The organism is Methylobacterium sp. AC315, from assembly GCF_979253755.1.
Genome location: NZ_CEEDEA010000014.1, coordinates 76808 through 89069 on the forward strand (window position 1 = coordinate 76808; position 12262 = coordinate 89069).

Below are 12262 nucleotides of genomic sequence, written 5' to 3' on the forward strand. Positions count from 1 at the left end.
GGCCTGGCCGCATCGTCCGCCCGAGCGAGCGCCGTCTTCGTGATATCGTACGCGCCCGCCACCCGGCCGCGTCCCGCGATCCGGAGCGCTCCGACCTTTGGAAAGCATCGCCATGAAGGTATCCGCCGACCTGTGCATCGTGCCGATGGGCGTCGGTCCGTCGGTCTCGCCTTACGTGCGTGAGATCAAGGCGATCATCGAGGCGAGCGGCCTGACCGCCACGATGCACCCCAACGGCACCAATATCGAAGCCGAGCTATCGGAGGTCTGCGCGCTGGCGGAACGCTGCGAGGCCAGGCTCGCCGAACTCGGCGTCGAGCGGACCTTCTTCACGCTGATCTTCTCGACCCGCCGGGACAAGGAGCAGTCCATGGCCGACAAGCTCGCGGCCGTTTCCTGACGGGGTGGATCTCTGTCCGCCGGAGCGGATACCGGTTCGGCGGACAGCGGGCGCATCGGATTAGGGACCGCGCCCCGAAGCGTTGCGCGGCGGTGGTCCCGTCCGCGCGGAGGCGAGCGGCTCAGCCGTGGCAGGCGCAGCCGGCATGCTCGCAGCCGGCGTGATCCTTGTGGCCGTCGGCGCACTCGTCACAGCAATAGGCCTTGCCGTCCCGCGACACCGCCTTGGTCAATTGGACCACGCACACGCAGTCCTGACAGGCGCATTTCACCATCTCAACGTCGACGCTGGCCATCAAATTCTCCTGGGACGAGTCTTTCGCCGGCCCAGGGTAGCGCCGCGGGACCCGGGACGGAAGCCAATCGACGCCGCGGTGACGCGCCCGTGATCCGACCCGCATCCTCGCGCGTTCCCCTCGGTCCGGACGCTGTCGTGCCGGGAGGAGGACGGCATGACCGACCAGAACACCGGCGACGTACGGATCGAACCCTACGACGGCCCGGCAGGCGGCTGGGGCTCCGCCCGCTCCCTCGTGGAGATCCTGACCCGCGAGGGCGTACCGGTCACCGGCTCGGCGATGCTGCTCAAGCACAACAAGCCGGACGGCTACATGTGCACGTCCTGCGCCTGGGCGAAGCCGGCCAAGCCCCTGGCCTTCGAGTATTGCGAGAACGGCGCCAAGGCGACGGCTTGGGAACAGACCCGTCGCCGGGCGACCCCGGACTTTTTCGCCGCCCACACCGTCACCGAGCTGCTCGGCTGGAGCGACTATGCCCTGGAGGAGCAGGGCCGCCTCACCCATCCGATGCGCTACGATCCCGAGACCGACCGGTACCGGCCCGTCCCGTGGACGGAGGCCTTCGCGGAGATCGGACGGGAGCTGAAGGCGCTGCGCGACGAGGATCCGACATCGGCGGTGTTCTACGCCTCCGGGCGGGCCTCGCTCGAAACGAGCTACATGTGGGCGCTGTTCGCCCGGCTCTACGGCAACAACAACCTGCCCGACTCGTCCAACATGTGCCACGAGCCGACCTCGGTGGCGCTACCGCAATCGATCGGCGCGCCAGTCGGCACGGTGCTGCTGGAGGATTTCGAGACCACCGACCTGATCTTCTTCTTCGGCCAGAATGTCGGCTCGAACGCGCCCCGGATGCTCCACCCGCTCCAGGAAGCCCGGCGTCGGGGCGCGCAGATCATCACCTTCAACCCGCTGCGCGAGCGCGGGCTCGAGCGCTTCACCAACCCGCAATCGCCGGTGGAGATGCTGACGCGCTCGGCGACCAAGATCTCGACGCAGTATCACCAGGTGAAGGCCGGGGGCGACCTCGCGGCGCTGACCGGCCTGTGCAAGTCCCTGCTCGCGATGGACCGGGAGGCCACCGCATCGGGCCGACCCGCCATTCTCGACCACGCCTTCATCGCCGAGCACACCCACGGCTTCGCGGAGTTCGTGGCGTTCTGCGATCGGGAGGATTGGACCGCGATCGAGCGTCGCTCCGGCCTCACGCGCCCGGCCCTCGAAGCCGCGGCCGGAGCCTACGCTCGCGCCAAGGCGGTGATCGGCATCTACGGGATGGGGCTGACTCAGCACCGCAAGGGCACCGAGACGGTGCGGATGCTGGTGAACCTTCTGCTCCTGCGCGGCAATATCGGCAAGCCCGGGGCCGGGATCTGCCCGGTGCGCGGCCACTCGAACGTGCAGGGCCAGCGCACGGTCGGCATCACCGAGAAGCCGGAGCTGGCGCCGCTCGACAAGCTCAAGGAGCTGTACGACTTCGAGCCGCCGCGGGAGAAGGGCCTGAACACGGTCGAGACCTGCGAGGGCATCCTGGACGGCAGCGTCCGAGCCTTCGTCAGCCTCGGCGGCAACTTCCTGCGGGCGATCCCCGATACCGGGCGGATGGAGCCTGCTTGGCGCCGACAGCGCCTCACCGTTCAGATCTCGACCAAGCTGAACCGCTCGCACCTGGTGAACGGGGACGTGGCCTACATCCTCCCGTGCCTAGGCCGCATCGAGATCGACCAGCAGGCGACCGGCCCACAGGCGGTCTCGATGGAGGATTCGACCGCGCGCTTCCACGGCTCCCGGGGCGTGTCTGACCCGGTCGGCCCGGAGGTGCGCTCCGAGCCCTGGATCGTCGCCGAGATCGCCAAGGCGACGGTGCCGCCGAACCCGCGGATCGACTGGGATGCGTGGGTCGCCGATTACGGCCGGGTGCGCGACGCCATCGAGGCGACCTACCCCAAGGTGTTCCACGACTTGAACGGGCAGATGTTCCGGCCCGGCGGGATCACCAAGCCGCTGGGCGCCCGCGACCGGAAGTGGGAGACCGAGACCGGCAAGGCGAATTTCGCCGTCCCCGCGGGGCTGGAGGCCGATCCCGACCTGCCGAAGCATGGGCCCGACGTGCTCGACCTGATCACGTTGCGCTCGAACGACCAGTTCAACACCACGGTCTACGGGTACGACGACCGCTTCCGCGGCGTGAAGGGCACCCGCGACATCCTGTTCATGAACCGGGCCGACATCGCCCGGCTCGGGCTGAAGGATGGCGGCTCCGTCGATGTCGAAGCGGTGGCCGGCGACCAGGTCGAGCGCCGCGTCGGCGGCCTGCGGGTTATCGCCTACGATATCCCCCAGGGGAATTGCGGCGGCTATTATCCGGAACTGAACGTGCTGTTGCCCCTATGGCATCACGACGAGCAGTCCAAGACGCCGGCCGCCAAGGCCATCACGGTGCGGGTCAGCGCCGCGATGCTGACGACCTGAGCCCGCGGGGATCTGGCGCGCCGCCGTTCTCTCCGGCAAAGAGCCGGGATGGATCAGGTCACGCCCCGAAACGTGGAGCCGCGCCTGCGCGGTCTCCTGGACCTGATCGCCTCCGGCACGCCCGTGCGCGAGCCGGGCCTCGATCTCGCGCATGTCGACGCCGGCGCGCGGGCGCTGACCGAACTGGATGCGGCAAGGGCCGACCCTGAATCCGGCGGCCTGTCCTTGGCGGGATCGGATTTGTCCCGCGCCCGGATGGAGGAGGCCGACCTGTCCGGCGCGAACCTGCGCCGGGCGAGCCTCACCGGGGCGGTCGGGCGGTCGACCCGCTTCGTTGGGGCGATCCTGGAGGAGGCCGACCTGTCCGAGGCCGACCTCTCGGGCGCGGATTTCGCCGGCATCGTGGCGGGCCAGGTCAAGCTGTCCGCCGCCATGCTGGAGGATGCCCGCTTCGGACAGGCGGCGATGCGCTTCGCGGACCTGTCGGGGGCACTCCTCGACGGGGCCAACTTCACGGATGCCGACCTCTGGGGCGCCGACTTTTCCGGCGCCGACGCGGACGACACGGTGTTCCGCAACGCGCGGCTCGACGAGGCCAAGCTCGCCGACGCCAACCTCACCCACGCGGATTTCGAGGGCGCCAGCCTGGCCAAGGCGACGCTGGCGGGATCGCGCCTGCGCGGCGCCAAGTTCACCGGGGCGAAGCTGGACGGCGCAGACCTATCCGGCGCCGACCTTTCGGACACCGATCTCGTCCGGCTCAACCTCGCCACCTGCCGGCTGCGGCACGCACGCTTCGCGGGCGCTTGGCTCAACGGCACCCGGATGAGCGTCGAGCAGCTCGGCGGTGCCGTCGGCGAGGAGGTGGCGGGCGCCTACGAGCTGGCGCAGGCGAGCTACCTCGCCCTGGAGCAGAACTGGAAGAGCATCGGCAGCCACGATGCGGCCAGCTGGGCCTACAAGCGCGGTCGCCGCATGGGCCGTGTCCATGCCGGGCAACAGGCACGCGCCGCCTGGGCCGAGCGGGACGGGGCTGGCATCCTGCGCCACGGCTACCGCTGGACCGCCGACCGCTTCGTCGAGTGGCTGTGCGATTACGGCGAGAGCCTGTCGCGCATCGCCCGGGCCTTCGCGCTCCTGATCGTCGTATTTGCGGGCCTCTATGGCCTGACCGGCGGCCTGATCGTGCTGGAGGGTCCCGAGGCGGGACCGACCTACAACCCGATCGATCTGATGAGCTACAGCGCGCTCAACATGATGACGGCCAACCCGCCGGAGATCGGCCTGAAGCCGACCGGACGGGTGACCAACCTGCTCGTCGGCCTCGAAGGCGCGGCCGGGATCATCCTGATGGGTCTCTACGGCTTCGTGCTGGGCAACCGCCTCCGCCGGTGAGCGCGTCAGTCGTTGACGCTCAGACGCTCGATCAGGGCGCCGAGATCCCTGCGCAAGGCGCGGATCTCGGGCTCGCTGAGGTCCAGCTGACACATCACGCTCTCGCGCACCGTGACCGCCTCCGAACGGAGCGCAGCGCCCCGGGGCGTCAGGGCGATCTCGACCTCGCGCTCGTCGGATTGGCGCCGCGTCCGGGCCAGGAAGCCCGCGCTCTCCAGGCGTTTCAGAACCGGCGTCAGCGTGCCGGAATCGAGCCGCAGCCGCCGGCCGATCTCCGAGACCGTCACGCCGTCCTGCTCCCACAGAACCAGCAGCACGAGATATTGCGGATAGGTCAGGCCGAGCCGCTCCAGAAGCGGCCGGTAAGACTTCGTCATCCGGTGCGCGGCCGCGTAGAGCGCGTAGCAAAGCTGGTTATCGAGCAGGAGCGGATCTGTTGCCTGCTCCGCCTCGATCGTGTCCACAGAATACGACATGTTGCTCGCCCATCGCGGTCCGGGTGCCGCTTGTCTCGCACCGCGACCGCGGGTTGGCCCTTCTAGCATAACACGCTCAGCGTGCGTGCAAGCTCCCGCTCCACGCCCGGTTTCTCAACAACTCCGGACGCCCAACGCTCCGTCACCTGACGATGACATGTTCGATAGGCTGTTCAGCAGCCCGGCCTCGTCCTCGAGGGTCCGCAGGTCGAGCACGACGGCATCGCCGCTGATGCGGCCGATCACCGGCACCGGCAAGGCGCGCAGGCGCTCGGCGAGGCGCTTGCAGCGCCCTCCGGCGCCGCGGCGCCCGCCCGCACCATCCGGCACCAGCACCAGGGCGGCGCTGGGCAAGGTCTCCACCGGCAGCGCTCCGGACCCGATCTGGCTGATGCACGCATCGACCGAGACCGTGGCCCAGCCGGACAGCCGCTCAGCAACCGCCGGCGCGAGGGCCCGGGCCTGCGCGTCGATCGCCGCGCGCGGTCGGGTGAGCAGCCGCAGGGTCGGCAGTTCCTCGGCCAGCCGCTCGGGATGCAGGTAGAGCCGCAGGACCGCCTCCAGGGCGGCATAGGTCATCTTGTCCACCCGCAGCGCCCGCTTCAGCGGGCTCTTGCGCACCCGGGCGATCAGGTCCTTCCGTCCGGCCACGATCCCGCATTGGACGGCGCCGAGCAGCTTGTCGCCGCTGAAGGTCACGACGTCGGCGCGCGCCAACGCGGCCCGGACGGTGGGCTCGGGGGGCAGGCCGTAGGCCGCGAGGTCGACGAGGCTGCCGCTGCCGAGATCCTCCGCCAGCGGCACGCCCTGTTCCCGGCAGAGGGCGTGGAGCGCGACCGGATCCGCCTCGGCGGTGAAGCCGGTGATCGCGTAGTTGCTCGGATGCACCTTCATGACCAAGCCGGTGCGCGGGCCCAGGGCTTCGGCGAAGTCGCTCAGATGGGTCCGGTTGGTGGTGCCGACCTCGCGCAGGCGGCACCCGGCACGGACCATCACGTCGGGCACCCGGAACGAGCCGCCGATCTCCACCAGCTCGCCACGCGAGACCACCACCTCCTTGCGCATCGCCAAGGCGTTCAGCACCAGCAGGACCGCGGCGGCGTTGTTGTTGACGACCACAGCGGCCTCGGCCCCGGTCAAGCGGCAGATCAGATCCTCGACGTGGTCGTCGCGCTCGCCCCGGACCCCGGTGGCGAGATCGAATTCGAGGTTGCTCGCCTGTACCATCACGGCGGCCACGGCCTCGGCGGCGGAGCGCGGCAGGAGCGCCCGGCCGAGATTGGTGTGCAGAACCGTGCCGGTGAGGTTGAAGACCGGCCGCAGGGAAGCGCGCCGCTCGGCCGCAAGATTTCGCGCGACCGCCTCACGGATCGCCGCCTCGTCCGGCACGGCGCCTCCCTCCGCGCGGATCCCGGCGAGGACGACCCGCACGCCCGCCGTGACGGCCGTGCGCCCGTAGGCGGCGAGCAGCTCCTCCGAGGCGCCGCCGACCAGACGTTCCACCGAGGGGATCCGGCGCGGAGTCGGCTGCGCGTCGTCGGGGGTCGGGCAGGCTGTCGCTGAGGATGTCATGGTCCGGAGAGAGATAAGGATGCCCGCGCCGAGGACTACCCCGGAGCGCCGCACGCGATCCCTGCAGGATCGGCACCAAATCGACCGGGCGACGGCGAGGCCTGCGACGCGATCACCTCCGGCCAAGCCGGAACCGTACGCACCGCCGGGCGACTAACCTCATGCGCGTGACCGCGCCGGCGCTACATGGCCGGTCGCGCGGATCGCAGATGTGGGGAAGAGCGATGAAGCACAAGCCGCTCAGCGAGCAGGTCGTGGTGATCACCGGCGCATCGTCCGGCATCGGCCTCGCGACCGCCCGGATGGCGGCCGAGCGCGGTGCCCGGGTCGTGCTGGCCGCCCGCAGCGGCGAGGCCTTGGCCCGGATCCAGGCGGAGATCGAGGGGGTCGGCGGCAAGGCGCTCCACGTCGTCGCCGATGTCGGCAACCGGGCCGAAGTCCAGGCGATCGCCGATCAGGCGATCGCGACGTTCGGCGGCTTCGACACCTGGGTGAACGTCGCGGGCGGGTCGATCTACGGCCGCCTTCGCGAGATCAGCGACGAAGACCATCAACGCCTGATCCAGACCAATCTCTGGGGCACCGTCTACGGGTCCCTGGTCGCCGTGGAGCACCTGAACAAGCAGGGCGGCGCACTGATCAACGTCGGCAGCATCGCGTCGGATCTCGCCTTCCCGTTCCAGGGCATGTACGCGGCCTCCAAGCATGCCGTGAAGGGCTTCACCGACGCCCTGCGCATGGAGCTCATGGTCGAGGACGCGCCGATCTCGGTGACGCTGATCAAGCCGGCCTCGATCGACACCCCCCTGCCCCAGCGCGCGCGCAACTACATGGACCGGGAGCCGAGCCTGCCGCCGCCAATCTACCCGCCCAAGGAGGTCGCGAACGCGATCCTGCACGCGGCCGTGCACCCGCAGCGCGACATCTTCGTCGGCGGTGCCGGCAAGGCGTTCGTGGCCGGCAAGGAATTCGCCCCGGGCGCCTACGATTACATGGCCCCGACGATCGTCGCGATGCAGAAGCGCAGCATCCCGCCCCGTGACCCGTCCGGCGCCCTGCACGCGCCGGTCTCGGCCGGCCTCACGCGCGGCGACCCACCGGTCTACGTGATGCGCACGAGCGCCTACACGCGAGCGAGCCTGCACCCGCTGGCCACGGCGGCCGGTCTGCTCGGGGTCGGCACGGTAGCGGCGCTGGCCCTGCTCGGATCGGCCCCCAGCCGCAGGAAGCGCCTGTAATTGGCTCCGGCTGCGGTCCCCCTCCCCGGCCCGGCCCTACCGTCGCCGGACGAGCGGGCTGATCCCCGGATCGTTCCACGCCGGTTCGTGCGCCTCCCGGACGACCGAACCATCGCGTATGCCGAAATCGGCAGCGGCCCCGACCTCGTGGCGATCCACGGCACGCTGATGTGCCTGGAAGACCAGTGGCTCGGCCCGGTGCCGGCACTCGCCCAGCATTTCCGTGTGGTCGCCGTCGACCGCCCCGGCCATGGGTTCAGCCTGCGCCCGCGCGGATCCGGCGCCGACATCTGGGATCAGGCCAGGCAGATCCGGGACGCGATGCAGCGGCTGGGCCTGAAGCGGCCGGTGATCCTGGGCCACTCGTTCGGTGGCGCAATCGCCCTCGCCTACGGGATGCTCTACCCGGACGAGATCGCCGGCATCGTCTCCCTGGCCCCAATCTGCTTCCCGGAGGTGCGCCTCGAACAGATTCTGTTCGGACCGCGGGCGCTGCCGTTCGGCGGGGATTTCGTCACCCGGGCCCTGAGCGCCTCGAGCGATCCGGCCCTGCTGCCGCTGCTGTGGCACGCGATGTTCCTGCCCCAGGCGATGCCACAGCGGTTCCGCACCGACTTCCCGTTCGCGCTGGCCAGTCGGGCCGCTCAGATCACCGCCGAGGGCGAGGATGCCGGCTGGCTCTGGCCGGCCCTGACACGCAGCGTGATGCGCTACCCAAGTCTGCGGGTTCCCACCCGCATCCTCTGCGGCGGCGCCGACATCGTGGTGAACCCATACCTGCACGGGGCCACCGCCGCCCGGATGATCCCGGGGGCGACCTTCGAGTTGCTGCCCGGTCTGGGTCATATGTTCCCGCACATCGACGCTGCCGCGGTCGTCCGAGCGGCTCGGTCGATCGGGGGTGGGGGCCTCAGCCGGGGCCGCGATCACTCAGGAGCCCGGTGACGCTGGTGGGCGGTGAGGGACTCGAACCCCCGACCCTCTCCGTGTAAAGGAGACGCTCTACCAACTGAGCTAACCGCCCGGCGGCCGACCGTTACGGCATGGGGTCGGTACGGCGCAAGGGGCTGGCGTCACGGTGCCGCCAGCCGGCGTGCCAGGGCGGTCGTCAGGCCTGTGCTGTCCATCGGCACGGGGCGCATCGCCGGAACGGCGGGCGCCGTCGCGGCGGCCAGGACTGCCCGGGTGCCGGCTTCGACGGAGCAGATCAGCGGGCACGGGACCTGCCACGCGAGGCGCCGCGCCAGCCCCGCGAGGCCGGCGCCCCCGAGGATCACCGTGTTCGCTCCCGCCGCTTGGCATTTGGCGCAGGCCTGCGACAGGATGCCGAGGGCGCGGTTTGGATCCTGGGCGATGTCGCCTCCGGTCGGCGCCACCGTGGTGATGGCCGCGAGCCGGTCCGACAGGCCGAGGGTGCCGACGAACTCCCGAAGCATCGGGTCCCAAGCCGTCCCGCCGGTGACGATACCGAACGCCCCCGTGGCGGCGGCCTCGCGACAGGCCGCCTCCGCCATGCCGACGACCGGCACGGGTGATAATTCGCGCAGGGCGGACAAGCCCGGATCGCCGAAGCAGGCGAGATAGACCGCGTCACAGGAATCCCCGTGCTCGGCCAGGGCATCGAGGGCGGCGTGGCCCGCGATGGCCGCGGCTGCACGGCTCGCGATGTAACGGGCCCCGAACCGACCCGTGACGGCCCGCAGGTCCGCGCGGTCGCCGATCTGGCGGCGCACGTGATCCGCCACGAGGTCGGTGACGGCCTGACTGGTATTGGGGTTGATCAGCAGAATGCGCATGCCGGGCCGGTCCCACGAAAAAGCCCCCGGAGCAGGCTCCGGGGGCTATCGCATCGGTTGAGTGATCGATCCTCAGTGGGCGATGAACGCCGCACCGTCCTCTTCCGTCCGGGCGGGCTTGGCCACGGGCAGCGGCTCCTCCCACTCGATGGCGACGGGGACCCGGACCAGCGCCCGCTCCAGCACCTGATCCATCCGGGAGACCGGGATGATCTCCAACCCGTTCTTCACGCTGTCGGGCACCTCGGCGATGTCCTTGGCGTTCTCCTCGGGGATCAGCACGGTCTTGATGCCGCCGCGCAGCGCCGCGAGCAGCTTCTCCTTCAAGCCGCCGATCGGCAGGACCCGACCGCGGAGCGTCACCTCGCCGGTCATCGCGATATCGCGACGAACCGCGATGCCGGTCAGCGTCGAGACGATGGCAGTGGCCATCGCGATGCCGGCGGACGGGCCGTCCTTCGGGGTCGCCCCCTCCGGCACGTGGACGTGGATGTCGCGACGCTCGAACAGCGGCGGCTCGATCCCGAAGTCAATCGCCCGCGAGCGCACGTAAGATGCGGCTGCCGAGATCGACTCCTTCATCACGTCCTTCAGGTTGCCCGTGACGGTCATCTTGCCCTTACCGGGCATCATGACGCCCTCGATCGTCAGCAACTCGCCGCCAACTTCGGTCCAGGCCAGACCCGTCACCACGCCGACCTGATCGTCCGCATCGATCTCGCCGTAGCGGAACTTCGGCGGACCGAGGAAGACCGGAAGGGTATCCGCGTTGACCACGACCGACTTGGTCTTGGTGATCAGGATCTCCTTCACCGCCTTGCGGATCAGGTTGGACAGCTCGCGCTCCAGGTTACGGACGCCGGCTTCCCGCGTATAGCGGCGAACCAGCATCATCAGGCTGTCGTCGTCGATCGACCACTCGTGCGTCCCGAGGCCGTGCTTCTTCAAGGCATTCGGGATCAGATGCTTGCGCGCGATCTCGACCTTCTCCTCCTCGGTGTACCCGGCGATGCGGATCACCTCCATGCGGTCCATGAGCGGACCGGGGATGTTGAGGGTGTTGGCCGTGGTCACGAACATCACGTTCGAGAGATCGTAGTCCACCTCCAGATAGTGGTCGTTGAAGGTGCTGTTCTGCTCTGGGTCCAGAACCTCGAGGAGCGCCGCCGACGGATCGCCGCGGAAATCCATGCCCATCTTGTCGATCTCATCGAGCAGAATGAGCGGATTCGAGGTCTTGGCCTTGCGCATCGACTGCACGATCTTGCCGGGCATCGAACCGATATAGGTCCGGCGGTGACCCCGGATCTCGGCCTCGTCCCGCACGCCGCCGAGCGACATGCGCACGAACTCGCGACCCGTCGCCTTCGCGATGGACTTGCCCAGCGAGGTCTTGCCGACGCCGGGGGGACCGACGAGGCACAGGATCGGGCCGGTGAGCTTGTTCGCCCGCTGCTGCACAGCGAGGTACTCGACGATCCGCTCCTTGACCTTGTCGAGGCCGAAATGATCCTCATCCAGCAGGGTTTGGGCGCCAAGCAGATCCTTCTTGATCTTCGAACGCTTGCCCCACGGGATGCCCAGCATCCAGTCGAGATAGTTGCGCACCACGGTGGCCTCGGCCGACATCGGCGACATCTGCCGGAGCTTCTTCAGCTCGGCCGTCGCCTTGTCGCGCGCCTCCTTGGTGAACTTGGTCTTCTCGATCTTCTCTTCCAGCTCGGCCAGCTCGTCACGGCCGTCCTCGGAGTCGCCCAACTCCTTCTGGATCGCCTTCATCTGCTCGTTCAGGTAGTACTCGCGCTGGGTCTTCTCCATCTGCCGCTTGACGCGGGTCCGGATGCGCTTCTCCACCTGGAGCACGGAGATCTCGCTCTCCATCAGCGACAGCACGCGCTCGAGGCGCTGCGCCACAGTCGGCGTCTCGAGGATGCCCTGCTTATCGGAGATCTTAACGAGCAGATGCGAGCCGATCGTATCGGCGAGCTTGGAGGGCTCGTCGATCTGGGTCACGGCCGAGACGACCTCCGGAGAGATCTTCTTGTTGAGCTTGACGTAGTTCTCGAACTCCGAGAGCACCGAGCGCGCGAGCGCCTCGGCTTCGACGCGGTCGCCGAGCTCGTCGTGCAGCGCCTCGGCGGTGGCCTCGTAATACTCGTCCGAGCGGGTGAAGCCCGTGACCTTGGCACGACCGATGCCCTCGACCAGCACCTTCACGGTACCGTCGGGGAGCTTCAGGAGCTGCAGTACGGAGGCGAGCGTGCCGATCTTGTAGATCGCGTCGGTTGCCGGATCGTCGTCACCCGCGTTGATCTGGGTGGCGAGCAAGATATGGCGATCGGTGCGCACGGCCTCTTCGAGGGCGCGGATCGATTTTTCGCGGCCGACGAACAGAGGCACGATCATGTGCGGGAAGACGACGATGTCGCGCAAGGGGAGGACGGCGTAGGAACCCGTCGAGCCCGGGACAACCGGCTGGCGCGATTTCGACTGTGTCATGGGGACTTCCTCTCAGGGACGCCCGGCTTCGATCCCCTCGTCGATGAGGCGAACCATTGCCAGGGGCCGACCGGGCCGCGAGGGTCGGGATTGTCGTGGACTTTGCGGCTGGCGAC

General features: G+C 69.2%; 10 protein-coding genes and 1 tRNA gene. 5 read left to right on the plus strand and 6 right to left on the minus strand.

From position 1 onward, the window contains the following. Positions 1-112 precede the first annotated feature (112 nt). Complete coding sequence (locus AC0IY0_RS20885) at positions 113-400, plus strand: MTH1187 family thiamine-binding protein (RefSeq protein WP_092043425.1); 288 nt, start codon at positions 113-115, stop codon at positions 398-400. Positions 401-521: 121 nt separating this feature from the next. Here the strand turns inward: AC0IY0_RS20885 and AC0IY0_RS20890 are convergent, their stop codons facing one another. Beyond that, positions 522-695 (minus strand): metallothionein, encoded by a 174-nt coding sequence (locus tag AC0IY0_RS20890; RefSeq protein ID WP_147907165.1) that lies wholly within the window; start codon positions 693-695, stop codon positions 522-524. A gap of 156 nt (positions 696-851) precedes the next feature. Between AC0IY0_RS20890 and AC0IY0_RS20895 the strand changes: the two genes are divergently transcribed. Continuing rightward, positions 852-3170, plus strand: a complete 2319-nt coding sequence (locus tag AC0IY0_RS20895; RefSeq protein ID WP_471765346.1) for an FdhF/YdeP family oxidoreductase — start codon at positions 852-854, stop codon at positions 3168-3170. Between the two features lie 48 nt (positions 3171-3218). Continuing rightward, complete coding sequence (locus tag AC0IY0_RS20900) at positions 3219-4565, plus strand: pentapeptide repeat-containing protein (RefSeq protein WP_147907163.1); 1347 nt, start codon at positions 3219-3221, stop codon at positions 4563-4565. Positions 4566-4570: 5 nt separating this feature from the next. Here AC0IY0_RS20900 and AC0IY0_RS20905 read toward each other — a convergent pair whose 3' ends face one another. After that, the gene (locus AC0IY0_RS20905; protein ID WP_147907162.1) at positions 4571-5041 is read right to left on the minus strand and encodes a MarR family winged helix-turn-helix transcriptional regulator; all 471 of its coding nucleotides are present in this window, start codon (positions 5039-5041) and stop codon (positions 4571-4573) included. 114 nt (positions 5042-5155) lie between these two features. Next, on the minus strand, positions 5156-6613 hold the full coding sequence (gene selA, locus AC0IY0_RS20910; RefSeq protein WP_471765348.1) for an L-seryl-tRNA(Sec) selenium transferase: 1458 nt from the start codon (positions 6611-6613) through the stop codon (positions 5156-5158). 224 nt (positions 6614-6837) lie between these two features. Between selA and AC0IY0_RS20915 the strand changes: the two genes are divergently transcribed. Together AC0IY0_RS20915 and AC0IY0_RS20920 are read left to right on the plus strand one after the other, a co-directional pair. Continuing rightward, positions 6838-7851 carry an SDR family oxidoreductase gene (locus tag AC0IY0_RS20915; protein ID WP_471765350.1) on the plus strand — a complete coding sequence of 338 codons (1014 nt, stop codon included), beginning with the start codon at positions 6838-6840 and terminating at the stop codon, positions 7849-7851. After that, positions 7852-8796, plus strand: a complete 945-nt coding sequence (locus tag AC0IY0_RS20920; RefSeq protein ID WP_147939759.1) for an alpha/beta fold hydrolase — start codon at positions 7852-7854, stop codon at positions 8794-8796. 3 nt (positions 8797-8799) lie between these two features. Here AC0IY0_RS20920 and AC0IY0_RS20925 read toward each other — a convergent pair. From AC0IY0_RS20925 to lon, 3 genes are all read right to left on the minus strand, one after another. After that, a tRNA-Val gene (locus AC0IY0_RS20925) sits at positions 8800-8875 on the minus strand. 49 nt (positions 8876-8924) lie between these two features. Then, positions 8925-9647, minus strand: coding sequence for an aspartate/glutamate racemase family protein (locus AC0IY0_RS20930; RefSeq protein ID WP_471765353.1), 723 nt, complete (start codon positions 9645-9647; stop codon positions 8925-8927). Positions 9648-9719: 72 nt separating this feature from the next. Beyond that, entirely contained in the window at positions 9720-12146 is a 2427-nt protein-coding gene (gene lon / locus AC0IY0_RS20935) for an endopeptidase La (protein ID WP_147908828.1), read from the minus strand. Positions 12147-12262 lie beyond the last annotated feature (116 nt).